This window comes from Anoxybacillus gonensis, from assembly GCF_001187595.1.
Classification (GTDB): Bacteria; Bacillota; Bacilli; order Bacillales; family Anoxybacillaceae; genus Anoxybacillus; species Anoxybacillus gonensis.
Genome location: NZ_CP012152.1, coordinates 1,163,677 through 1,187,138, shown reverse-complemented (window position 1 = coordinate 1,187,138; position 23,462 = coordinate 1,163,677). Strand labels below are relative to the sequence as shown.

The 23,462-nt window shown below is 38.9% G+C and carries 23 protein-coding genes, 3 pseudogenes and 1 riboswitch; of the genes and pseudogenes, 8 read left to right on the top strand and 18 right to left on the bottom strand.

Annotation, left to right across the window (positions count from 1 at the left end; translation table 11 throughout):
* Positions 1-192: 192 nt before the first annotated feature.
* Positions 193-1,602, bottom strand: a complete 1,410-nt coding sequence (locus tag AFK25_RS06295) for a PH domain-containing protein (RefSeq protein WP_035065666.1) — start codon at positions 1,600-1,602, stop codon at positions 193-195.
* Entirely contained in the window at positions 1,592-2,044 is a 453-nt protein-coding gene (locus AFK25_RS06290; protein ID WP_009360913.1) for a PH domain-containing protein, read from the bottom strand. Before AFK25_RS06290 ends, AFK25_RS06295 begins: the two co-directional genes overlap by 11 nt.
* 135 nt (positions 2,045-2,179) lie before the next feature.
* Positions 2,180-2,294, top strand: a riboswitch (TPP riboswitch).
* Positions 2,295-2,403: 109 nt separating this feature from the next.
* Here AFK25_RS06290 and thiC point away from each other — a divergent pair.
* The 5 genes and pseudogenes from thiC to AFK25_RS06265 all read left to right on the top strand — a co-directional run.
* The gene (gene thiC / locus AFK25_RS06285) at positions 2,404-4,089 is read left to right on the top strand and encodes a phosphomethylpyrimidine synthase ThiC (RefSeq protein ID WP_035065668.1); all 1,686 of its coding nucleotides are present in this window, start codon (positions 2,404-2,406) and stop codon (positions 4,087-4,089) included.
* A gap of 117 nt (positions 4,090-4,206) precedes the next feature.
* Positions 4,207-5,651 (top strand): annotated as a pseudogene (locus tag AFK25_RS06280) (potassium/proton antiporter).
* A 364-nt stretch (positions 5,652-6,015) separates the two neighbouring features.
* Positions 6,016-7,536, top strand: a complete 1,521-nt coding sequence (gene adh, locus AFK25_RS06275) for an aldehyde dehydrogenase (RefSeq protein ID WP_035065671.1) — start codon at positions 6,016-6,018, stop codon at positions 7,534-7,536.
* 50 nt (positions 7,537-7,586) lie between these two features.
* The gene (locus AFK25_RS06270) at positions 7,587-7,913 is read left to right on the top strand and encodes a DUF779 domain-containing protein (protein WP_035065673.1); all 327 of its coding nucleotides are present in this window, start codon (positions 7,587-7,589) and stop codon (positions 7,911-7,913) included.
* 132 nt (positions 7,914-8,045) lie between these two features.
* Positions 8,046-8,309 (top strand): annotated as a pseudogene (locus AFK25_RS06265) (MBL fold metallo-hydrolase); the annotation flags it as partial.
* A 3-nt stretch (positions 8,310-8,312) separates the two neighbouring features.
* Here the strand turns inward: AFK25_RS06265 and AFK25_RS06260 are convergent.
* Positions 8,313-8,567, bottom strand: a pseudogene (locus AFK25_RS06260) (type II toxin-antitoxin system death-on-curing family toxin); the annotation flags it as partial.
* Complete coding sequence (locus AFK25_RS06255) at positions 8,564-8,815, bottom strand: AbrB/MazE/SpoVT family DNA-binding domain-containing protein (protein ID WP_035065680.1); 252 nt, start codon at positions 8,813-8,815, stop codon at positions 8,564-8,566. The pseudogene AFK25_RS06260 and the gene AFK25_RS06255, both read right to left, overlap by 4 nt.
* A gap of 271 nt (positions 8,816-9,086) precedes the next feature.
* Between AFK25_RS06255 and AFK25_RS06245 the strand changes: the two genes are divergently transcribed.
* A complete protein-coding gene (locus AFK25_RS06245; protein WP_035065686.1) occupies positions 9,087-10,061 on the top strand; it encodes a ParA family protein in 975 nt (324 codons plus the stop codon).
* Entirely contained in the window at positions 10,058-10,438 is a 381-nt protein-coding gene (locus tag AFK25_RS06240) for a hypothetical protein (protein WP_035065689.1), read from the top strand. The genes AFK25_RS06245 and AFK25_RS06240 overlap by 4 nt, the downstream gene beginning before the upstream one ends.
* An 82-nt stretch (positions 10,439-10,520) precedes the next feature.
* Here AFK25_RS06240 and AFK25_RS06235 read toward each other — a convergent pair whose 3' ends face one another.
* Positions 10,521-11,156 (bottom strand): LysE family translocator, encoded by a 636-nt coding sequence (locus AFK25_RS06235; RefSeq protein WP_019417937.1) that lies wholly within the window; start codon positions 11,154-11,156, stop codon positions 10,521-10,523.
* 29 nt (positions 11,157-11,185) lie between these two features.
* On the bottom strand, positions 11,186-11,803 hold the full coding sequence (locus tag AFK25_RS06230) for an FMN-binding negative transcriptional regulator (RefSeq protein WP_019417938.1): 618 nt from the start codon (positions 11,801-11,803) through the stop codon (positions 11,186-11,188).
* A 119-nt stretch (positions 11,804-11,922) separates the two neighbouring features.
* Between AFK25_RS06230 and pdxR the strand changes: the two genes are divergently transcribed.
* A complete protein-coding gene (gene pdxR, locus AFK25_RS06225) occupies positions 11,923-13,302 on the top strand; it encodes a MocR-like pyridoxine biosynthesis transcription factor PdxR (protein WP_035066025.1) in 1,380 nt (459 codons plus the stop codon).
* A gap of 255 nt (positions 13,303-13,557) precedes the next feature.
* Here the strand turns inward: pdxR and AFK25_RS06220 are convergent, their stop codons facing one another.
* From AFK25_RS06220 to AFK25_RS06165, 12 genes are all read right to left on the bottom strand, one after another.
* Positions 13,558-14,265, bottom strand: a complete 708-nt coding sequence (locus tag AFK25_RS06220; RefSeq protein WP_035065692.1) for a DsbA family oxidoreductase — start codon at positions 14,263-14,265, stop codon at positions 13,558-13,560.
* A gap of 212 nt (positions 14,266-14,477) precedes the next feature.
* The gene (locus tag AFK25_RS06215) at positions 14,478-15,461 is read right to left on the bottom strand and encodes a peroxiredoxin family protein (RefSeq protein WP_035065695.1); all 984 of its coding nucleotides are present in this window, start codon (positions 15,459-15,461) and stop codon (positions 14,478-14,480) included.
* A gap of 28 nt (positions 15,462-15,489) precedes the next feature.
* Positions 15,490-15,918, bottom strand: coding sequence for a thiol-disulfide oxidoreductase DCC family protein (locus AFK25_RS06210; RefSeq protein WP_081957714.1), 429 nt, complete (start codon positions 15,916-15,918; stop codon positions 15,490-15,492).
* A 72-nt stretch (positions 15,919-15,990) separates the two neighbouring features.
* A complete protein-coding gene (locus AFK25_RS06205; protein ID WP_035065701.1) occupies positions 15,991-16,770 on the bottom strand; it encodes a GNAT family N-acetyltransferase in 780 nt (259 codons plus the stop codon).
* A gap of 298 nt (positions 16,771-17,068) precedes the next feature.
* On the bottom strand, positions 17,069-17,659 hold the full coding sequence (locus AFK25_RS06200) for a 4Fe-4S single cluster domain-containing protein (RefSeq protein ID WP_240483416.1): 591 nt from the start codon (positions 17,657-17,659) through the stop codon (positions 17,069-17,071).
* 35 nt (positions 17,660-17,694) lie between these two features.
* On the bottom strand, positions 17,695-18,384 hold the full coding sequence (locus AFK25_RS06195) for a ComEA family DNA-binding protein (protein ID WP_035065719.1): 690 nt from the start codon (positions 18,382-18,384) through the stop codon (positions 17,695-17,697).
* 4 nt (positions 18,385-18,388) lie between these two features.
* Positions 18,389-18,601 carry a DUF2997 domain-containing protein gene (locus AFK25_RS06190; protein ID WP_035065722.1) on the bottom strand — a complete coding sequence of 71 codons (213 nt, stop codon included), beginning with the start codon at positions 18,599-18,601 and terminating at the stop codon, positions 18,389-18,391.
* A gap of 10 nt (positions 18,602-18,611) precedes the next feature.
* Entirely contained in the window at positions 18,612-19,052 is a 441-nt protein-coding gene (locus AFK25_RS06185) for a DUF1257 domain-containing protein (RefSeq protein ID WP_035065725.1), read from the bottom strand.
* Between the two features lie 23 nt (positions 19,053-19,075).
* A complete protein-coding gene (locus AFK25_RS06180) occupies positions 19,076-20,758 on the bottom strand; it encodes an AAA family ATPase (RefSeq protein ID WP_240483409.1) in 1,683 nt (560 codons plus the stop codon).
* Between the two features lie 164 nt (positions 20,759-20,922).
* On the bottom strand, positions 20,923-21,348 hold the full coding sequence (locus AFK25_RS06175; protein ID WP_035065726.1) for an NUDIX domain-containing protein: 426 nt from the start codon (positions 21,346-21,348) through the stop codon (positions 20,923-20,925).
* Positions 21,349-21,792: 444 nt separating this feature from the next.
* A complete protein-coding gene (locus tag AFK25_RS06170; protein ID WP_035065729.1) occupies positions 21,793-22,164 on the bottom strand; it encodes a VOC family protein in 372 nt (123 codons plus the stop codon).
* Positions 22,165-22,208: 44 nt separating this feature from the next.
* Positions 22,209-23,348: a conserved virulence factor C family protein gene (locus AFK25_RS06165; protein ID WP_035065731.1), complete on the bottom strand. Its 1,140-nt coding sequence runs from the start codon at positions 23,346-23,348 to the stop codon at positions 22,209-22,211.
* Positions 23,349-23,462 lie beyond the last annotated feature (114 nt).

Here is a 23,462-nt window from a genome sequence, read left to right as displayed (position 1 = left end):
TGGCAGGGGCAAGTACATCTTTTGGTGATGAACCAAACTTATGGTTTATCACCAAAAAATGTACTTTTTAAATTTAAACTTGATAGCAACATAGCAAATAAAGCAATGTAGTATAAAAAGTAAAACAAAGTGTTTAGTTTCTATCACAATCGTCTTTATTTAATAACTACAACTTTTGGTGAAGTGCCAAACTTATTCCTTATTTCTCAAAAACCATTCGTATATTGCTTGTGCCTCATGTTCGTCCACATCAACGACTTTTGTGCGTATACCCGGCATGACAGTCGCACGTACTGTACATAATCCGAGTCGTTGTTGCATACGACTTTGCGAGATCGTTAATGACTGAATACGATGTTTTAACATATATACCGTTTTTATCGTCAGCCATCCACTTCTCAATGCTAGCTGCTCACTCTTAATCGTTACTCCCGCTCGTTTATAGCTTCGATAGCCGACATATACTGCGGGCACAAGGAGAAGGAGCGTTTCAAATCGCTGAAAAAATACGATTGTGATGACCGGAATGAGCATAACCGTATAGAGCGACCTCAACATATAACGCCAACGGACACGTGTACATAACAATCGGAACGAATCGTGCAAACGATATTCAGGAAAGCACGTCGCAACAAGAGAAGCAACTTCATTTTTACGAACAAGCGGAAACAACACGAGACTTCCATGTCTTCCATCATCAAGTGCCCCTCCGGCATGAATAAGGTGAACGGAAACGTAGCCAAACAAGTGCCGGATCGGACTTTCCTTCACTCCAATGGCTTGAACGCGCTCAATCGATGTAGAAATGCTCTTTTTTTGCAGCAATCCTGTTGTTATCGTTATCGTTTTGTTTTGTTTGACAACTGTAAAATTCATATAGCGAAAAAGATGACCGATCACAGACAATACGTAAGCAATCATAAGAACGATAAACAACAAGACAAGTGTAGAAGCTGTATCGTCAGCGCGAAAAAATATATTTAGCCGTTCAAATGGGATGAAATCATTAAAATCGGAAAGAAATGCGCCAATCGCTGCAATGACTCCAAAAGCACCACCACTTGTGGTCGATAAAAACAATGCGTCACGAAATCGAAGTGTAAATATGGTAGCCGTCTTATCTTCTGTTTCTATACATATATTTTCTCGTTTTTGGTGATGCACCGCTCGCTCTATTTGCTTTGCTTCTTCTATGGAAACCGCTGAAAGTATTACTTCTGGTTCATCTATTTGCCTGCCAGCTGTTTCAATATGTACTTGTACAACACCTACAAGCCGCTGCAACACCCCTGACGAATATGAAATACCTTGAATACGTTCAAATGGAATATACCGTTTCTTTTTTACAAATATCCCTTGTTCAATATACATGTCATTTTCTTGCAAACGATATGTAAATCTCTTCCATGACATATACCCAGCGAACATAGCGTAAAAAAGAAATAAAAACAAAGGCAGCCACTTTAAATCAACGAAAGGATCACCTGTTTTCTTTTTTATTGCTAGAAGCAAAGCAAGCGCCAAAAACGGTCCTTGCTTCAACCTCTTAACTATATAAATAACAATCGCAATCGGATGCAACCGTTTCTTTTCATGCATCATTTTCATCTTCCTTCACTAAAGAGGAAATGTAGTAACGCAACTTCTCTGCTTCTTGCTCATCAAGAAATGGAATTTCGTGCGCAGTTGCCGCTGTATAAATGTAAAGTGAAGCAAGTTTTTTCCTTCGTGCTAACGGACCTTGCTTTACATCAACATGTTGAATGCGAGGAATTGGAATAAGCGTACGCTTTCGAATCCATACCCCGTGCTCGAGTTCAATTTCTCGATCACGAATCATATATCGCCACCGCTCCCATTTCCAGCGCGGAACGAAAAAAACAAACAAAATCGCATCAGCAATCCATAAGCAGACAAGCCCCAAAACACCCCACATAGGAACGAAAAAATGAACAATCACGTATAAGAGAAGAAAAATAAATAAACGAATGACTTCATACATTCTCCACATCAACACGGCTCGTTTGGAAAGTACGTTTTCCATTTTTCTTATCTCCTCTCCTTCAATGCCTCCATTACCGCTACTTCTAAAATACGGACACCATCAAGTATATTTTCGAATATATATACTTTACAATATTTTTATCATATGCTAAATTATTTTTAAAGTTCATAATTTTACATCTACTAGGGGTGTCCAATAGCTTGGACTGAGAGAAGAACGCGCAAAAGTTCTTTGACCCTTTGAACCTGATCTGGGTGATGCCAGCGTAGGGAAGTAGATGGTGCGAGTGTAATTGACTTGTACTATTTGCGGACAAAATCAGGTTCTTTTTGCAGAACCTGATTTTTTTTTACGCATTGGCATCGCTCCTAATAAAAAATGAAAAGGAGCGAATAAGAATGAACGATTTATTTTCCAACATGCTATTTCCCTCAAGTAAAAAGGTGTATGTGCAAGGAAGTCAAAAAGATATTTGTGTTCCAATGCGAGAAATCCAACTGTCGCCAACAAAGACAGAAACAGCGATAGTAGAAAATGAACCGATCCGCGTCTATGACACAAGCGGCCCGTATACCGATCCACTTTTTGAACCGAATATTCATAAAGGATTGCCAATATTAAGAGAAAAATGGATAGTCGAACGCGGTGATGTCGAAAAGTACGAAGGAAGGTTTCCTAATGCGAACTTACCTTTTCGACGCAAACCGATGCGCGCCAAAAGAGGAAGAACGGTTACACAAATGCACTATGCAAAACGGGGGATCATTACACCTGAAATGGAGTTTGTCGCAATTCGTGAACAAATGGATCCCGAATTTGTTCGTCAAGAAGTTGCGGCAGGAAGAGCAATTATCCCAGCTAATATTAACCACCCTGAAAGTGAACCGATGATTATAGGAAGTAAATTCCATGTGAAAATTAACGCAAATATCGGAAATTCAGCTGTCACATCTTCCTTAGAAGAAGAAGTTGAAAAGATGCTTTGGGCGATTCGCTGGGGCGCTGATACTGTCATGGATTTATCAACAGGAAAACATATACACGAGACACGAGAATATATTATTCGCAACTCTCCTGTTCCGATCGGTACCGTCCCTATTTATCAAGCATTAGAAAAAGTCGGCGGTGTCGTCGAACATTTATCGTGGGACATTTTTCGTGAAACATTGATCGAACAAGCAGAACAAGGTGTAGACTACTTCACTATTCATGCCGGCGTACTACTTCGTTACATCCCATTAACAATTAATCGAACGACAGGGATCGTTTCTCGCGGTGGTTCGATTATGGCACAATGGTGTTTAGCACATCACGAAGAAAACTTTTTATACACTCATTTTGAGGAGATTTGCGAGATTTTAAAAACTTACGATATCGCTATTTCACTTGGAGACGGATTGCGCCCTGGTTCTATTGCAGATGCAAACGACGAAGCTCAATTTGCCGAGCTACAAACACTTGGAGAATTGACAAAAATTGCTTGGGAGCATGATGTTCAAGTCATGATTGAAGGTCCGGGACATATTCCGATGCATAAAATTAAAGAAAATGTCGAAAAACAAATGGAAATTTGTCACGGGGCACCTTTTTATACATTAGGTCCAATAACTACCGACATTGCACCAGGTTATGACCATATCACCTCAGCCATCGGTGCAGCAATCATCGGATGGTACGGAACGGCGATGCTTTGTTATGTTACTCCGAAAGAACATCTCGGATTGCCAAATAAAGACGATGTCCGTCAAGGTGTTATCGCTTATAAAATCGCTGCTCATGCTGCCGATTTAGCAAAAGGGCATCCTAGTGCACAAAAAAGGGACGACGCCTTGTCAAAAGCACGGTTCGAGTTCCGATGGCATGATCAATTCAACTTGTCTTTGGACCCTGAACGTGCGCGTGAGTATCATGATGAGACGTTACCGGCTGAAGGAGCAAAACTCGCTCATTTTTGTTCGATGTGCGGTCCAAAATTTTGTTCAATGAATATTTCGCACCAACTGCAAAAAACTTTACAGCACGAAGGAATGAAGGAGAAGGCAAAACAGTTTGTCGAACAAGGAAAAACATTATATACAGATTAAGATGCAAGTTGAGCATTATCGCTCAACTTGCATCTTATTTGACAGTTTTCTTTTTTTATCTTAATTTTATTACGAGCAGTATATTTCATAAATATTTAGAGAGGAGAGAAAAACATATTGACCGATTTTATCATTTTTTTGTTAGGACTCCTTTTGATTATAGGTGTATTAACGACAAAGTTTTCTTCGTGGTTAGGAGTACCGTCCCTCGTTTTCTACATACTGGTTGGAATGATTTTATCGAAATTTATATACTTCGACAACGCCTTCCTAACTCAAATATTCGGTATTTTTGCATTGATTGTTATTTTGTTTGAGGGTGGCATGAACACAAAATGGAATACATTAAAAAAAGTGATCGTTCCATCCTCCTCTCTTGCGACATTCGGGGTACTTATTACAGCTATTTGTGTCGGTGCCTTTGCAAAATATATTTTAAATATTTCATGGGCAGAGGGGCTACTACTGGGAGCCATCGTGTCTTCTACTGATGCAGCAGCCATTTTCGCTACATTAGGGAGCGTATATGTAAACCGTCGTCTCTCTGCAACACTAGAGGCAGAATCAGGAATGAATGACCCTATGGCTGTTATTTTAACTCTTTCTTTAATTACGTTCGTCCAAAATCCTGAAATATCTATACTTCATACTTTATTGGGGTTTTTTGGCAAATTATTTCAGGCATCTTAATTGGACTTGGAATAGGGAAATTAACCATTTGGTGTATGAACAAAATTCATCTGGATTCGTCTGGATTATATCCCATCCTATCTCTATCATTTGCAGTACTCTCCTATAGCACTGCCGCTTTAATGAAAGGTAGTGGATTCCTTGCTGTATATATCATGGCTGTTTTTGTCGGTAATTCCCAAATCGTTTATCGTCATTCTGTTTTTCGTTTTAATGAAGGATTAGCATGGATGATGCAAATATTTATGTTCATTTTACTTGGATTACTTGTTTTTCCGAATGAGTTAGTAGAGGTAGCGTGGGAAGGCATTGTTCTTGCGATCTTTCTTATCATTGTAGCAAGACCAATTAGCGTAATGGTAAGCACAATAAAAATGCGTTTTTCTATGAAGGAAAAACTGTTTCTTTCCTGGGCAGGTCTAAAAGGTGCTGTCCCGATCGTTTTGGCAACTTACCCTCTCATTGCAAATGTTGAAAATAGCCAACTGATTTTTAATATTGTTTTCTTTATTGTTCTTATTTCTGCTCTTATTCAAGGATCAACCATTTCTTTGTTAGCTAAGCATCTAGGATTATTGCATGGAGAAAAAAAGGAGGTCGCTCATTCCCTTGAATTAATGTCAACGACAAAAGCGGATAAAGAAATTGTTGAAATTCATATTGGAAGTAAACAAGCTCATTTATCGAAAATGACAATTAGTCAACTTCCTTTACCTAAAGATTGCTTAATCACAGCTATTATTCGGAATGAAAAAATTATTACCCCGAAAGGAAATGCGCGATTGCTTGAAAATGATGTTGTATATATATTGATTGACAAAGGAAAAATATCAGAAATCTATAAAATATTTTCAATAAACGAAGATATATAATTTTAAGCAAAAATAAATAAGGGCGAGAAGCTTCTCTCGCTCTTACATAAACAAAGCTGACTTTCTACCTACTCCATTCTATCATTAAACAAATTTTATTCGATCTTTTAAAAAATATCACTAACAAGTCTATTCACTTCAATTCGATCCTTCAAACTATGTTCTTCTACAATTCCTTTTTAGATAATCTCCCCTCTTTATTTAGCTAACGAAATATAAGAACTTCTTGTAATCCGATAATCAATCAAATAAGTGAAATAAAAACGATGTAGTAGATCATATTTCACTAAATCGACACATATGATGTGTATCAGACTTGGTCATTTATTTTCACTTGAAAACGGATACAAAAGGAGGAGTTTACATGATTTATGCTCAGCCTGGGCAACCTGGCTCACTCATTACATTTAAAAAGAGATACGAAAATTTCATCGGTGGAGAATGGGTACCTCCCATTGACGGTGAATATTTTGAAAATATTTCGCCCGTTACTGGACAAGTATATTGCGAAGTTCCTCGCTCGAAAGCAGCTGATATCGAATTAGCACTCGATGCTGCTCATGCGGCGAAAGAAACATGGGGACGCACATCTGTCGCTGAACGTGCACGCCTATTAAATAAAATCGCAGACCGAATGGAAGAGAATTTAGACATGCTTGCGGTCGCAGAAACATGGGAAAACGGAAAACCGATTCGTGAAACGCGTGCCGCTGACATTCCGTTGGCAATTGATCATTTCCGCTATTTTGCGGGTTGCATTCGCGCTGAAGAAGGCACGCTTGCAGAGCTTGACGATGATACCGTCGCTTATCATTTCAAAGAGCCGCTTGGAGTTGTCGGACAAATTATCCCTTGGAACTTCCCAATTTTAATGGCAGCGTGGAAACTCGCACCTGCTTTAGCTGCTGGTAACTGCGTCGTATTAAAGCCAGCAGAACAAACTCCAACATCGATTCTTGTGCTAATCGAGTTAATTCAAGACTTATTACCAAAAGGTGTTATCAACGTCGTCAACGGATTTGGTCTTGAAGCTGGCAAACCGCTCGCTTCTAACCCACGAATTGCGAAAGTTGCCTTTACTGGCGAAACAACAACCGGACGTTTAATTATGCAATATGCATCTCAAAATTTAATTCCGGTTACGCTTGAACTCGGCGGAAAATCACCAAACATTTTCTTCGCTGACGTTGTTGCGAAAGATGATGAATTTTTCGATAAAGCATTGGAAGGTTTTACGATGTTTGCATTAAATCAAGGGGAAGTTTGTACATGCCCTTCACGCGCGTTAATCGAAGAATCGATTTACGATGTGTTTATGGAGCGGGCTTTAGAACGAGTGAAGCAAATTAAACAAGGAAATCCGCTCGATACGAATACGATGATTGGCGCTCAAGCCTCATCTGAACAGCTAGAGAAAATTTTGTCATACATCGACATCGGTAAACAAGAAGGGGCTGAACTTCTAATCGGCGGCGAGCGCAATATGTTAGAAGGAGACTTACAAGGTGGTTATTATGTCAAACCAACCGTCTTTAAAGGGCATAATCGTATGCGCATCTTCCAAGAAGAAATTTTCGGTCCGGTTGTATCTGTCACCACATTTAAAGATAAAGATGAAGCGTTAGCGATCGCAAATGACACATTATACGGACTAGGTGCTGGAGTATGGACGCGCGATATTAATACAGCGTATCGTTTTGGACGTGGCATTCAAGCTGGACGTGTATGGACAAATTGTTACCACGCATATCCTGCGCATGCGGCATTTGGTGGATATAAAATGTCAGGAATCGGACGTGAAACGCACAAAATGATGCTCGAACATTATCAACAAACGAAAAACTTACTTGTTAGCTACTCACCGAAAAAACTTGGATTTTTTTAATCGTCAAGGCAGCGTCTCGAAAGCGCTGCCTTTTTGAAAGGATGGGACACATGCAATCGAAAGTCATAGCGACCGACGCAGCCCTACAACTTATTGAAAAGCTAAAAGCGAAATATGGTCCACTGATGTTTCATCAATCAGGTGGATGTTGCGACGGAAGTTCACCGATGTGTTACCCGCAAGGAGAGTTTATGATCGGTGACTCAGATGTATTGCTTGGCGAAATTGGAGGATGTCCATTTTATATGCATGCTGCTCAATATGAATATTGGAAACATACACAACTTATTATTGATGTTGTACCTGGCCGCGGTGGCATGTTTTCACTTGAAGGATCCGAAGGAGTACGTTTTTTGACAAGATCAAAAGTATTTTAGTCATATGATGAGTTGCTTTAGGGCAGCTCATTTTTTATGAATGAAACACAAAAACGATGATTTTCATAAAACCAAAAATAATGAATGACTATTCATTTTTGTATAGTATAATGGAATTAAGGGGGAGTGGGGATGTTACTAAAGAAAAAATTTGAACAAGAAAAGGTTGGCGATGTCCACGTTGCCAAAGGTACTCTAACATTTCAAGGAGTTCGCTTAAATGTTCATTGTTTCTCGATTGATGGTGTATTGATTGACACCGGAGCACAATCGTTAGCACGAGAATTTACACAGTTTTTCAACCAATTACAAATTGACCAAGTTGTCATTACTCATTTTCATGAAGACCATACAGGTTGTGCAGCATGTTTACAAAGCGAACGACAACTACCCATTTAATTGAATAAGAGCAACAAAAGCTGTTCGTTTGTTTGCGTTATGGAAACAATGGTTTTTCGCCAAAGACTCAAACAATGCAGCTGCTTTCTCAAAAATAGTAGGATAAGCATCTTCGCCAAGCACACTTTGTTGTGGACGATACACGGCAGATTCCAATAATGATTTTTCTTTTACACCTTTCATTTCACGAGGCGAGTATTTCTCAATAATGAAGAAGTTCATCGCAATGATTTCCTCTACTGTTAAATATCTCACCGATCAACAAGCCCCTTAATCGTTTCGTCATACTCCTCGAGCGTTTCATTTAACACGTCAAAAAAATCTTTCGAAATGCCTTTTGGCAAGTTCACTTTGTTACTTTTCTTTATCACAATTTGGTTATCTTTAAACTCCATCTGTATTTCGTCTCCTTGATGTATATCAAGCTTTTGAAGGAATTCCATAGGAAAAGTAACTCCTAGTGAGTTTCCTATTTTCAACACTTTCCGATCTGCATATAGCATATGGCTCACCTCTTCATTATAATTGTCATAACAATTATAACATAAAACAATCGTTCAAACGAGTTGGACAATACACAAATTTTCCATCAACAACACGCACTTCCATCCCAACATATGAATCGAATTGTTTTGTTTCATACGTTAGCAGTTGTTTCCCCCACGAGGATATGACTATAACACGAATCATGACATGACTATAGAAAAAATCCGTCATAACCTTTCCGTTTTTCTCATACAAATAAACCGTCTATATGCAACAGGGGGGATCATCATGGAGCGGCAAGCAAAAGTAGTGAGCATCATCAACTGGAAAGGTGGCGTAGGAAAGACAACCGTCACCCATCATTTAGCAACAGGACTGCAACATTTATCATCTGACGAATTGGAATTATTTGATCTTACATATTCTCAACCGAAGGTGTTATTAGTAGATGCGGATGCCCAATGTAACCTTTCCATTTCATGTCTAACACCAGAATGGTTTGAACAATTAGCCTATCATAAAACACCTCCGATCGGCACATTGAAAGATTTAATCGAACATTACTTGAAAAATGAGCATCCACAAGTCGATGTGAACGACTTTATTTTAAAAGCATGCGTGCGAAGCGGAAATGGGAAAGTATATGAACATATTGATTTGCTTCCAGCACATGCGGAACTTATTCATACGGACATGGACATTGCCGTTTATTCCCGACCACATTTTAAAGAACATTTATTTGGTTCAGACATTTATAAATTTCAAATGCTGCACCACATTTTAAACACGGTGAAACATGAGTATGATTTTATTTTTATCGATTGTCCGCCAAATTTAAATTACATTACACAAAACGCCTTGTACGCAAGCGATTACTACTTAATTCCCGCGATTCCTGATCGTCTTTCTTCATATGGTATTTCAGCAATTAAAAATAAAGTAGATGAATTAAATGAAAGATTTCAATCGAGTTCGAAAGAATATAGCGATACAAAACTCATCGGCATCGTCCTCAATTTCATTCGAGAGTACGGAAACCAACCAAAACATACACAAACAAATATGATCAATACATTAAAACATACCCTTTCACCTGATATGATATTTAACAACTATTTACCATACGGTGATGCCATCACAAAAGCATCTGCGCTCAGCTATCCTGTATTTGCTGTTGAAAACAACCAAGCAAAACAAAGCGAATGTGTGAAAAAAATTACACTTGAATTTTTAAACCGAATGAGCGGAGGAATTGTTGTATGAATGTAAAAACATTAGCAAATATATTAGAAAAAACACTGATTATTTTAAAGCATTACGAACACTGTACGGTTGATGAGATGCTAGATGATCTTTCTACAAAGTTGCAACATCAAAAAAAACAAATCACAAGCGAAATTGATTACTCACATGTCATGAAACAAATTAAAAATATGAACAAAGAGGAAGCAACAACATTTTTATCGTCTTTCAAAAAAGAACAACTACTTCAGATCGGATTACAAATGAATATGAAATTACAAAAGAGAGACACGAAACAAATATTAATTGAATCAATTGTATCCCATTGCAGCTTTCCTGAACTATATGCCAAAATGGCAAATAGAAAATCGCAAAAGCAAATGAGCGAACAGATATAACAACTGTTCGCTTATTTAATTTACGTACAGTAAATCGAATGGATAGGATCGCAAATTTGTCCGTAATAAATGACATCATCCTCTACTTGTTAGACGGGCTTGCAAAGGTTGAAAATATCCCTAAGACAATATATAAGTAACCCGTTACCTTGTTCACTACCTTCGCATGTCCCTTTTTTCCCACGATCCATTTTCGAATGCTCGCTGCAAGAATGGCATATAGACTATCGTTAATAAAAGCGAGGATAATAAATATCGTTCCTAAAAGTAAAAATTGTGCAGGGACCGAGCCTGCATAAGGTGTGATGAACTGCGGAAAGAAAGCGAGAAAAAACAATGCTGTTTTAGGATTCATCACTTCGACGATTACCGATTCATAAAAAATCTTCCATAATTTTTTATGATTCGTTTTTGAACTGGCGACATGATTTTCGTGAGATGTAGAAAATAAAGTTTTGCACCCGAGATAAACGAGATAAACAGCCCCCAAATATTTCACAATCGTAAAAGCTGTAGCAGATGTCATAAGAATGGCGGATACTCCAACTGCTCCTGCCAAAACATGAACAGCGCCACCAAGAGAAACACCAAGAACCGACACAAGCCCCGCTTCCTTCCCTTGATCGATACTTCTTGCCATAATATAAAACACCGCAGGTCCAGGCATGATTAATAATACAGTCGCCGAAATAACAAATAACCAAATTGTTGAATCCATTATATTTCACTCCTTTTCAACCAATAAAATTACATTTTATTTTTCAAATTTTCTTTCATTAAAGTGGCGATTTGTTGCTCGTTTGGTAACGGGATTTGTTCTAATTGTTTTATCACGAGTTCTTGTCTATGACGAGAATGGTTTTGGCTTAGTTTTGCCTTCCCTTCGATCTTATTGATTTTTATTTTGAATCCTTGAATTCCTTTCATCATGCCATGAAGAAGGTCCGCGCCTACATCTTGCAGCCTGTACGAACGATTATCAGCTTCATACTTAAGTACCATATCATTTAAGGAACTCATTAGCTCGTGTTCATCCTCGATTAACTCAACCTCGCCATACACATGCACCACTACATAATTCCACGTTGGCACGGCTTGATTCGTTTCATACCAAGAAGGAGAAATATAACAATGCGGACCGTGAAACACCGCTAAAACAGTTTGATTTTCAATATCTTTCCATTGTGGGTTCGAACGGGCAAAATGACCATACAAATACGTTTTCTCCTTATTCAATAGCAAAGGTAAATGTGTAGCAAACGGCTCCCCTCTATGGATAGAGAACAATGTGGCAAAACTATTTTTCTCTATAGTTTCATAAGCAACCGCTGTTTCTGTGATCGCAAAATCATCTGGAATATACATAGCCACTCTCCTCTACTTTATTTTTGATATAAACCAACTCTCTACAAAACATGGTATAATTTAAACTGACATTTAAAAAGGTACAATAATAAAAAAAATAACATGTCAGGATGATAAAAATGCAAAATATGATTTTCCCTTTCCATGATCGCTCCCCTAAATACAAACAAATCTACGAAAAACTCAAATTTTTTATTGAGCAAGGCGACATAAAACCGAACGAGCGATTGCCATCCATTCGGCAACTTGCAGAGTCTTTACATGTTAGCCGCAATACAACACTAATGGCATACGAGCAGCTTGTTGCTGAGGGATATATTCGTGGAGAAAGTCGAAAAGGCTATTTTGTGAATGAATTAGAGCCCTTTCTCGTTCATGAAATTTACACCGCTTCGCAACCTAAGCAAATAAATCTTGCGCCAACTGTTTTTGTTGACTTTCGGGCAGATGTCGTAGATCAATCACATTTTCCTTTCAAAACATGGAGAAAAATCTCTAATCAAGTACTAACAATAAAGGATAGCTTTCGGTATGGAGATCCTTTTGGAGAATTATGCCTGCGCGAACAAATTGCAGCCTATCTTTTTCAATCGCGTGGTGTAAAAACGGATCCAAATGCAGTGATCATCGGAAGTAGTACCCAACAAATGCTTGTATACCTTGGGCGTATACTGAGGGATGAGTTCCAAAGTATTATCGTTGAAGATCCTGGTTACGACGGTGCTCGGGAAGCCTTTCAATTTCATCGTTTTATGTTCGAAACATTGCCGGTTTACGAAACCGGTGTGGATCTTTCCAAGCTAGAACAAATGCACTCCCAATTAATTTATGTAACCCCCTCTCATCAAAGCCCGATGGGAGTAAGCATGTCCATCCAACAACGACAACTGCTCATTCATTGGGTCAACAAAGTGAAGGGATATATCATTGAAGATGATTACGATAGTGAATTTCGCTATACGCAAAAACCGTTCCCTGCTCTTGCTTCCATTGATTCGACAAGAGTCATTTATCTAGGGAATTTCTCAAAAGCTTTTCTTCCAGGGATTCGTTTAAGCTACATGGTGTTGCCACAACATCTGTTAAATCGTTACAAAGAGCAATTTTTCCTTTTCGAAAATACTGCATCACTCATTAGCCAACTCGCTATGGCGAAGTTTATGGAAGAAGGCGAATGGAACCGACACATTAAACGAATGCGCCTTGTTTATAAGCGAAAAATGCAACACTTCGTATCATTATTAAGAAAAGCGTTTGAGGATAAGATAACCATTATCGGTGAACAGTCTGGGTTATATATATTAGTCAAGGTACACTTGAACTGTTCAAAAGAATGGCTTATCGAGCGAGCTTTCTCTTATGGAGTAAAAGTGTATCCTACTTCGCGCTACGTTATTAAAAACCATTCAGACAAACCAATGATTAAACTTGGTTTTAGCAATCTTTCTTTTGATGAAATCCAACTCGGAGTAGAATTGTTGAAAAAAGCATGGTCTTGACCTCTCACTTATAGAGAAAAGGAGGCCCTTCAGCTAAGGTGGGAAAGTTGAATAAGCAAAGGAATTTGAAAAAACGCGCTCTTTGCTACAAAATGCGTTTGACAAACAAGATGTTCATAATGCCAAAAATTTTAAAAAAACAATAGTATCACGAAAAAAACGCTTGAATTGTTATGTCTTGAGCGTCTCAGCTTGTCGTTTTTTCAACAAGATGAGCCGGCTAGCTTCTAGCCGGCATTTATTCGCTTGAGTTATTTAGTCGATAGAGCAATTTCCATCCGTACACGTTTTTCCTTCTTCTGCTAGCGATGGTAGCGAGGATGACTGCTGTTCTTCCATCCAAACTTTCTCTAACGCCTGACGGAATACTTCGACGGGCTGAGCACCAGAAATCGCATATTTTCCATTTAACACGAAAAACGGTACACCGCGGATGCCGAGTTGAGCCGCCATTGCTTCCTCTTTTCGCACTTGTTCTGCATAATGCTCGCCATCAAGCACCGATTCCGCCTCTTTGCGGCCAAGTCCTGCTGCTTCGGCAAGCTCAAGCAACACATCGCGGTCGCTAATTCGCTTCGATTCAGTGAAATAGGCGTAAAACAGCCGCTCCACCACTTCATGAAGTTTTCCTTTTTCTTTCGCGTATTGTGCCAAACGATGCGCATCAAACGTATTGGTCGGCTTCATCGTCTCAAAGCGGAACGTGAGACCAATCGCCTCCGCTTGCTTGCCAATATCGGCATTTGCTCGCTTCGCTTCTTCTACGGACATGCCGTATTTTTGCGCAATGATTTCGTGGATGCTAAATGGTGTTTCTTTTTTCGCATTCGGATCAAGTTCAAAGCTACGGAAAACAACCTCAACATTCTCCCGATGCGGAAAAGGCTCGAGCGTCTGCTCTAATCGCCGCTTGCCAATATAACAAAACGGACAAACAAAATCGGACCATACTTCAATCTTCATCGATACACCTCAGTTTCATCTCTCCAAAGCGGAGGGAATTTTCTCTCTTATTGTAACGAACATATCTTTTTTCCTTCAAATCATCTGCTTAAAGTGTGGCGGGTACTGTTAAGCCATTGCAGTTTTGCTCGACTATATGCAAATAGAAAATCGCAAAAGCAAATGAGCGGACAGATATAACAGCTGTTCGCTCAATGTTTGATACCGCAACATCATTTCGACAACATCGCTCGTTTCATTGCCTCATATGAAAGTGGACCGACATGTTTGCTACGAATGACCCCTTGTTCATCGATGATATACGAAGTCGGAATGGTAATCACTTTATATGTTTTACTAACTGTTCCTTGCTCATCAAGCATGATATCAAATGTCAATCTTTTTTGATTCACGAACGTTTCGACGACGTGACGATTTTTTTCTTTATTCGTCAAATTGACCGCTACAATCGCGACATGTTGTCCATACTGCTCATAAAATCGTTGCATCTCTGGCATTTCCGCACGGCACGGAGGACACCATGATGCCCAAAAATTTAAAACTACTTTTTTCCCTCGAAACTGAGACAGCTTCATTTTTTCGCCCTGTAATGTCATTAACTCGAAATCAGGGGCAATTTCTCCTACATCAATTCCAATGTTCGAACTCGATTGCTGCGAAGTTGTTTCTTTTGTCATATCCGATATGGATAAGAAGATGAAGACGAGAATATGGAACGAAACAAGCAGTTGCCATAGCTTTCTCGTCGTTTTTATACGTGAAGAAACAATAAAGAAAACAACAGCGACGACAGCTTGTAGCCAAATGAAGCGATTTTCTGGAAATCCACTTCCCTTCCATACGAGAAATACAATCCAATATCCAAAATATATTGGGGTAACTACACGTATATAAGCGTCGAACGGAATGTGCTGTATTTTCAACTGCCAATATGTATACACGACAATGAATACCCCTGCTAAAACAAGTCCCACAACACCACCGTTAAAATAAAGAAGTGTTAATGGATTTTCTAGCACCATGTTCGGATGTACAATGCCGTAGCTTAATTTCCATATGATCAAACCATACACGAAACTATTAAAAATCATATCCATCATGCGTCGTTCTACTTTTAAAACGAACACACCATAATAAAAAAACAAATATGTCATAACTAGACTTGCTACAAGCAACAAATTTTCTCCTTGAATCATTTTTTCCTCCTTCACTGACCACGTTTCACTATAAAAAGCGCTTTTTTATATCCTCTGTCGGAACAAAGCAGCAATCCGTCTTTCCAAACCAACGATACCTATTTTTCGCGATCCAATCATATACTCGATCGCGAATAGGAAAAGGAATAAGAATAAACCAATATAAGTACTTCCAAAATCCTCGCAAATGTTTGCATACGCGTAACGCTGCAGTAGATTTAACATAGTATGTAGATTCATCGATGAATATAAAACTATCGAGTTGTTGAGGGATATGATATTTCTTAAGCAACGCTTGACCTGCTTCACTTTGCAACGAAGCAAAACGAAAATAAGCTTTTTCGTCTCTTTCAATAATAAACCGAACCGTTGCACTACAAAAATGACAAACGCCATCAAACAATATGATGTGCATGACCGACCAATCCTTCCCCTTCGGTTCATCTGACCTCTCCATTATAGCTCACCTATGCAACAAAAGAAAAACGTGAAGCCCGTTAACTCCACGTTTTCTACATCTATCCAGAAATTATCCGTACATCGTCCACATCCCGATATCATGAAAACCCAGTCTTTTATAAATACGACCCGCATTCGGATTGTCATAAAATAAACATAACGTTTTTCCAATGCGAACGTAATCTTGAATGACGCGCTTCATAATTTCGCTTGCATATCCTTTGTGGCGACGATTCGGATCTGTACACACGCCGACAACCATCGCAGATAGCGTATTTTCTGCAGTTGTTGCGACAGACGACACCATGCGACCATCTTCCTCGATATAGTACACACGCCCTGTATTTGTTTCTAACGATTTGACTAGCATATCTCGCGATGACGGCGGTACCGAAAACTCCGTGATGCGTCGACGCAGTTCAAGTATTCGATCGACATCATCAATCGTTGCCCGCTTAATTTCATAGCGACTTTGCTCTTCTGGAAATGTGATTTCGTTACATTCACAAAAATACGTGACTCGCTTTTTTCCAAGCAGTAAGAGAGGTTCAAATTTTGCGACAAGCTCCGTTTTCCCAGAAAGACGAACAGGATGAGAAGTATTTCGCATCACTTCTGCAAATCCTTCAATATCCAAATCCCCCGGAGCATAAGGAATATACGAATCGTAAAATCGCAACAATACGCCTCTCAATCTACCATTCTCATCAAAATCGCCCCACAACTCTTGGAATTCCTGCTCGTAACCGAACGCCTCAATATCACCAATAATAAAAAGATTCAATGAAGGCTCCTGCTTTAAAAAAGAAAACACAACATCATGATCTGCCCCGCTCAATTTACGAATCATCCCCATCCCCCTTGCCGATACATGTTCATCCTACTAGACTGTCAAAAATACATGTGCCTTCCGCGAACGATCCCAATAACAATGATTACGATATGCTTTCTACGCTAACGCTTGTTTTCGTTAAACACTTTTTCTAAAAGAATGTATCGTATATCATCATGAGGCGTTTCATACTTTGGACAAGATACGTAAAAACAACGCGATATATATCTTCATCCAGGATGTAGCTACTTTTAGAACGAAAAGGTCAGCCTCTTCTACAAATCTCGATCATTCTTTTGGTTTGACAGTATATACGCTATCTTTTCTTTTCTACCTTATATTCTTTCTCTAACAAAATTTCTTTTAATAAATCTAGCGTAACCATGCCATTCACGGCCACTGATCCATCTATATTTAACCGAACCTCAACTTTATTTGGAATGCTCAAAAGTTGTTCCCTCAAGTATTCATACCTCGGTGTCAAGAAATGATACCTTTGATTCGAAGAACCAACCCACGGTCGGCTCACATCCAATTTCTCTTTTATAAATGGACCATCGACAAGTAAATCGGTCATTTGTAAAAGTTCCATATGATGTGGATTGTTTGATGATATAATATCTTCATATAAATAACCGGTAAAAGTCATCACTGATAAGCCAATTTCCTTCACCATCGCAGCTAACTTGGCTAGAGGTCGTGCTTGATCAAACGGTTCTCCTCCGAGAAAAGTAACTCCTTCAATGCCATGTTCCCTCTTGCTTCTTTCGATTTCAGCAAACAAAGCTTGAATCTCTTTCTTCTTCCCTTTGTTTTGGTCCCATGTCCAAGGTACTACACACCCTTGGCAACGGATTGAACACCCTTGTACCCAAAGGCACGATCTTTTCCCTGGCCCTTCTACCATTGTCAACGGTAAAAAATGATGAATCATAAGTTCCATTAAAAATCGACGATCCTTCCTTCATATTTATTTTGTTTCGATGGCGATTCAAGTTCAGGAAATTTAATGAACGGTCTTATCTTTTCGACTACATGTGGCTTTAACTGTAAACAATCAGAGAAGTGCTCTAAAGATCGAAATCCTCCTTCCTTTTCACGAACCATAACTATTTTTTTAGCTAATAGCCCTCCAATGGCAGGGATAGAGGAGATTTTTTCTTCTGTTGCTTTGTTAATATCAACTAATTTCTCCATGACAGGTTTTCCTACGTATCGTTTTTCAGCTTCCATCATTGACATATCAATGCCTTTATACTCTTCTTTAATTATTGTTTTCAACTGTTCGAGTTCGCGTGCTTTTGATAGAGCTCTTGCTTCGAGACGAAGCAAATACTCCGTTCTCATGTTGAAAACATGGACAATCGATGCAATCCAAGAAATGAAAAGAACGATAAATGACAAATCATTTAACCAATGGTTTTCACTCACTATTTCGTTCACAATCGAAAACAATATAAACGGAATCGAATAGATTACTCCAGCAATAAACCATTTTCTTTGTTTCACTCTGTAGGAGGTGTAAAAAAAAGAGATGTAGTTAAAAAAACCAAAAGGAAAAAAAGCCCAAATCATCCAAAAAGAATTCATTATCTCCCACTTTCTTCCCTTACTTGTAATCTGTTTTTTCACGCTCTCACTCCTCTTTAATCATTTGCTGTTGAATGTCATTCATTAAAACATTTGTTTCAAAATACTCATGTGTAAATTGAGAATCGATTGTTTCAGCTTCAAGCAACTCTTCTAATACACGAATATAGTCAAGACACTGTTTTCCTTTAATCCCCACCGTCTCAGCTAATATTTTCCCATCTTCTGTAATTTTTATAATAACTTTTTTCTCGTTCATCTCAATCACCTTATGAATTTACTCTTAAAGTCAGCACAATCGTTCGATCTTGTTGTATTTCTTCCGTTTCTAAAATAAATCCTTTTTCTCTCGCTCTCTCGATTACTTTTTTATATGTCTCTTGTTGAAGAACATATTTATATTCACTCGTTAGATTTTCGATAAAAACCGTTGCATCATCCACTTTTACCTCTTTAGGAAAAATCGCTTCGAAAACCCCATCCTCATTTTTTTCAAACCATATTTTTGTTGTTGCTATTTCCGTTTCATAGTTATCGTTTGTCAATACATTTACATGGCATCCATATTGCTCTAATGCCTTTTGCAACAACATTTCATCCTTCATGACCGTTCTGAGCCTGAAACTACGATCTATTCTATTTTCAAGCATCGAACTGACAGATTGCGCAACTGCAATCCCGACTGGAATTAACACAAGCTCAATACTCATCTCTCTCACCTTTCAAATTTATTTTAGAAATCTATCGTTCTTCCCCCACTCAATCGGCATATATCATCATGACTATTTGAATCACTAGCAACATATTCCTCTAAATCTTCTCGAGGGGTTGCTGTTACAGCTCGAACGTTGGCCCACTCGCGAATCTTTTGAATTTGCTCTGCTTGCGTCACAGAGAGAGGAACAATTTTTTTACATGCTTTTTCAAAATCCTCAAATGTTACACTTCGCTCTTCGAAAAATGCTTCGAACAATCCATCTATGACGATTTGTTCAATTTCTGCCCCAATAAACCCTTCTGTTAAACTAGCAAGTTTATTTAAAATTTCCTCAGAAACAGTAAAGGTCCCCGTCGCTCTTGGATCCTTTAGTCTTTTATTTAAGTGGACTCGGAAAATCTCAACTCGTTCTCGATAGGTTGGGAGATCTACGAAAAACACTTCGTCAAATCGCCCCTTCCGTAAAAACTCCGGAGGCAAACTAGAAATATTATTTGCCGTCGCGACAACAAACACCGGCTTCGTTTTTTCCTGCATCCATGTTAGAAAATGCCCAAAAACCCGTGATGTTGTGCCGCTATCACCGGTAGATTGCACTCCACTAAAACCTTTTTCGATTTCATCAATCCAAAGAATAGAAGGGGCGATCGCTTCAGCTGTTTTGATGGCTTTTCTCATATTTTCCTCGCTACTTCCAACCACACCACTAAAAATTTTTCCTATGTCTAACCGAAGAAGTGGAAGTTGCCACATTGCACTAATTGCTTTACTAATTAAGCTTTTTCCGCACCCAGGAACACCTGTAATTAATACTCCTTTTGGAGAAGGAAGACCGTATCGTTGAGCGGACTCCAACCATGATTTATTTCGCTTCTTAAGCCATCTTTTTAGATTTTCTAATCCACCTACATCATCCATACTGAAGTCGCTATGTATAAACTCTAAAATTCCTGTTTTTTTGATAATTTGTTCTTTTTCTTTTAAAATCACTTCTACATCATTGACATCAAGCTGACCGTCTTCCACCATTGCTCTTGCAAAGGCGTTTTCTGCTTCCGAAAGAGTCAATCCTAACGCTGCCTTAGCCAATTTTTCTTTTTCATTTTCTTTTAAGTTAATCGTAATCCGACCATTTTGCTTATTCACATCAATCATTTCGTCTAAAATACCCATAATCTCTTCGAAAGTAGGAAGTTCGAAATCGATAATGGTAATATCTTTTTGAAGTTCTACTGGAAGCAGAAGAATAGGAGAAATGAAAATAACATTTTTTGGATATATACTTTGCTTAATATTTACAGCCATATCTCTTAACTTCCTTACAATTTGAAAATCTGGACATCTATTTTGTTCCCCAAAGTATATGTGAAAATCGTGAAGAACAAAAATAGACGGTTCTTCATAATTTTCTATAAACTCCAATGCCTTCATTGGATTTTTTGTATCATGCAACGGTTTCCCGTTGATCACAAGCCCTGTTGTCAACTTCCACGTAATTACTTCTCTAGACGTCTTAATTAACGAAATGTCAGAAGCAATAGAGCGAATAAATGAGAGAACCCTTTCTTCTTCCCATGTAGAAATATAAAGAAATGGAAAACGAGCTCGAAATAAATTTGCGACTACTTTTTTCATATTTGCATTCTGGTTATTTGCCACCGAAATCTTCCTTTCCATTGGAGATAATTCAATATGCAAGCCTGTCTTTTCCCTCCACTGCTTTGGTTACACATTCTCCTTTTTTGGAGTCAACGACACTGTAAGAATCGATACGGATTTCACAGTTACTAACGGGAAAATGACAGCGAATAAAAATTCTTCACCCTATCAATTTTGCGCCTAAAAACCCCAAAACATAATATTTAAAAATAGTTCAATATTTCACGCGGGGCAAAGTTTTCGATTTTCTTCAACTGCTCCTTACTCCACCACTTTAAATCTACAAACATATTTTTCTCTTTTTCAGTCATGTTCTCTATAGAAAATATAGTATTAGATTGAATCGTTATCTTATAGTAAATCTCACGGCTTATGAAAGAACCGTTTTTTCCTTCAATGAGTATATCAATTTCAAATAATGGCTCACCATGAATGTCAACAGTAATGTTAAGTTCTTCACGCAATTCTCTTTTTAAAGCTTCGATTGGAGTTTCATTTTTCTTGACGCCACCGCCAGGCGTTACCCATAACACGACGTTTCCTACGACATCCGTAAATTCAAATTTTTGAAGAAGAATTTCATGACATTCATTGACGATTACTGCTCTAGCGCATTTGCGTATTCGCATCATGTTTCTCCTCTTTATTTTTGTTATGCAGTGAATCCATAATTAATGTATACGCCGATATGCTTTTCGACATTGGCGGCAATATTTCACTTTCTGAAATGTTGAACGATCTTCTGGGTGTAAAACTTTAAACGCCTCTAACTCTCCCTCGGTAAACGCTCTTTGATTGCGATCAACATAAAAATCTAGTAGCTTCCCACCACATTTTGGACAATAGTCCCGCTCTCTCCGTATAACATAAATCAGTCCAAATGCACTCATTGTCATAATAAAAGCAGGAACGAAAAAATTAATCCTCAACTAAAATGACTACCCTTATCTTACACAAAAACGAAGACAAATGATGTCGAATTTTGTCACAAAAGCAAAAAAAAGACAGAAGTTTTTCCACTTCTGTCTCAATTTATTGTCAACAAAGTCAAACGAAGACTGTTGCCCACGCTTTTATTGCTGTTTCTCAAGAAATTCTATTCGGTTGTGAAACGGATCGTGAAAGGAGAAGCGAGTCACACCTGGAATGTTTTTTTCGTCTTGTGTCACTACTCCCTTTTCTTCCAAGTAGCGCCGCACTGCTTCGATATTTTCCACTTCAAACGCCGGATGGCTTTTGCTTCGATATCCTTCGCGGTTTTCAACACCGATATGCAGTTCAATATCGCCAATTTTATACCAAAGCCCGCCGCTTGCTTTCAACGTTTTCGGTTTTTCGATTTCGGCAAAACCGAGCACACCCGTATAAAAAGCCCGCGCTTCGTCCTCTGCACCGATTGGGATGCAAATTTGTATATGATCGAGTCGTTTGATAACAATGTTCATGCTGCTTCTCCTCTCTATCTTCTTTTCAGCATTCGAAGAGTGGCTCAATATTTCCCTTCCTCTCTCTTTCTACTCTCCGTCATTTGCTTCCAAACAGATCCTTTCGCCTCTTCGCCACCTTCGATTCGTTCGATGGCCATTTTTACTTGCATGCTTACTTCAAATTCCGGATCGTTTTCGGCTGCTTTTAAAGCAGGCAGGACGGTTTCATCTCCATTTTCATATAAAAACATCGCTGCACGCCAGCGAACTAACTTGCTTGCATCTTTTAGCGCTTCGACCATAACAGGAATCGATTCAACGTCACCAATGTCAGATAAACAGTCACCAGCGGTACGCCGCACAGAAACAGCTGGATCCTTTAGTGCTTCATACAAATATGGAAGCACGTTTTTCCCGCCAATCATTCCTAAGTAAGCTGTCGCTAAACGGCGAATCGCTACTTTCTCATCTTTTAACGCCTTTGCCAATACGGGCAAATCGGTTTCCGTCGGCTCTGCCATCTGTTCCAACGCTGCATATCGTTTCATCCAGTCCGGATCATCCAACATTTGTTCAGTCACTTGAACACTTGTTCGTTTTTGTGTTTTCGCCTGCTCCCCTTGTTTAAACATGTGTACGAATCGCTCGAGCCGTTCTGGCGGATAAGCAGCGGACAACTCCTCGACAATTTCAGCGCCGATTTCTTCAAATGTTCCGTATCGAACGCCCTTTTCTACCCATTTCCGCTCCACGACAATATTCCCCGCATGTTTTTGCGCTTCTAGCACCGCATCGACAAACGGTTGTGGCAACCCCACTCGTCTCTCTTCGTGACCGTCCGTTAACTTCACTTGCATCGGCAAGCCATAAAGCATTTGCACATACACTTTCACTTCGCCAAAATGCTCATTGCGCACCGATTCATTTTCTTTAAGATCCTCCACCTGTTCGCCAAACACTTCGCGCACCTTTGTTAAAATCGGTTTCCAATCATATTTCGCATGCCGTTCCACAGCTAAAAAGTCAGCGACATGGTAAATGCCCTTCACACCTTCGATTTTCAATAATTGCTTAATGATTTCAGGAGCTTGTTCAGCCTGCGCTGGCTTATAGTTGTAGCTTGTTCCGAATGGAAGCTCTTCATCGAGCAACACTTTCATTGTATTGGGACTTGGTGTCGGTTCAATTGATCGAATCTTCATCCGCTTCTCTCCTATTCACGATAACATTCCAATATATTCATACGCCAAAAAATCAGATAACTTTATTGAAAAGGAAGAAACAAAGAAAAGCAAACATTTCGCTCAATGAAAATG

Bases quoted from the DNA above. Each gene is read 5' to 3' on its own strand.
- AFK25_RS06295 (WP_035065666.1), bottom strand. From the start codon at position 1,602: ATGATGCATGAAAAGAAACGGTTGCATCCGATTGCGATTGTTATTTAT.
- AFK25_RS06290 (WP_009360913.1), bottom strand. From the start codon at position 2,044: ATGGAAAACGTACTTTCCAAACGAGCCGTGTTGATGTGGAGAATGTAT.
- thiC (WP_035065668.1), top strand. From the start codon at position 2,404: ATGAACGATTTATTTTCCAACATGCTATTTCCCTCAAGTAAAAAGGTG.
- adh (WP_035065671.1), top strand. From the start codon at position 6,016: ATGATTTATGCTCAGCCTGGGCAACCTGGCTCACTCATTACATTTAAA.
- AFK25_RS06270 (WP_035065673.1), top strand. From the start codon at position 7,587: ATGCAATCGAAAGTCATAGCGACCGACGCAGCCCTACAACTTATTGAA.
- AFK25_RS06255 (WP_035065680.1), bottom strand. From the start codon at position 8,815: ATGCTATATGCAGATCGGAAAGTGTTGAAAATAGGAAACTCACTAGGA.
- AFK25_RS06245 (WP_035065686.1), top strand. From the start codon at position 9,087: ATGGAGCGGCAAGCAAAAGTAGTGAGCATCATCAACTGGAAAGGTGGC.
- AFK25_RS06240 (WP_035065689.1), top strand. From the start codon at position 10,058: ATGAATGTAAAAACATTAGCAAATATATTAGAAAAAACACTGATTATT.
- AFK25_RS06235 (WP_019417937.1), bottom strand. From the start codon at position 11,156: ATGGATTCAACAATTTGGTTATTTGTTATTTCGGCGACTGTATTATTA.
- AFK25_RS06230 (WP_019417938.1), bottom strand. From the start codon at position 11,803: ATGTATATTCCAGATGATTTTGCGATCACAGAAACAGCGGTTGCTTAT.
- pdxR (WP_035066025.1), top strand. From the start codon at position 11,923: ATGCAAAATATGATTTTCCCTTTCCATGATCGCTCCCCTAAATACAAA.
- AFK25_RS06220 (WP_035065692.1), bottom strand. From the start codon at position 14,265: ATGAAGATTGAAGTATGGTCCGATTTTGTTTGTCCGTTTTGTTATATT.
- AFK25_RS06215 (WP_035065695.1), bottom strand. From the start codon at position 15,461: ATGATTCAAGGAGAAAATTTGTTGCTTGTAGCAAGTCTAGTTATGACA.
- AFK25_RS06210 (WP_081957714.1), bottom strand. From the start codon at position 15,918: ATGGAGAGGTCAGATGAACCGAAGGGGAAGGATTGGTCGGTCATGCAC.
- AFK25_RS06205 (WP_035065701.1), bottom strand. From the start codon at position 16,770: ATGATTCGTAAATTGAGCGGGGCAGATCATGATGTTGTGTTTTCTTTT.
- AFK25_RS06200 (WP_240483416.1), bottom strand. From the start codon at position 17,659: ATGGTAGAAGGGCCAGGGAAAAGATCGTGCCTTTGGGTACAAGGGTGT.
- AFK25_RS06190 (WP_035065722.1), bottom strand. From the start codon at position 18,601: ATGAACGAGAAAAAAGTTATTATAAAAATTACAGAAGATGGGAAAATA.
- AFK25_RS06185 (WP_035065725.1), bottom strand. From the start codon at position 19,052: ATGAGTATTGAGCTTGTGTTAATTCCAGTCGGGATTGCAGTTGCGCAA.
- AFK25_RS06175 (WP_035065726.1), bottom strand. From the start codon at position 21,348: ATGCGAATACGCAAATGCGCTAGAGCAGTAATCGTCAATGAATGTCAT.
- AFK25_RS06170 (WP_035065729.1), bottom strand. From the start codon at position 22,164: ATGAACATTGTTATCAAACGACTCGATCATATACAAATTTGCATCCCA.
- AFK25_RS06165 (WP_035065731.1), bottom strand. From the start codon at position 23,348: ATGAAGATTCGATCAATTGAACCGACACCAAGTCCCAATACAATGAAA.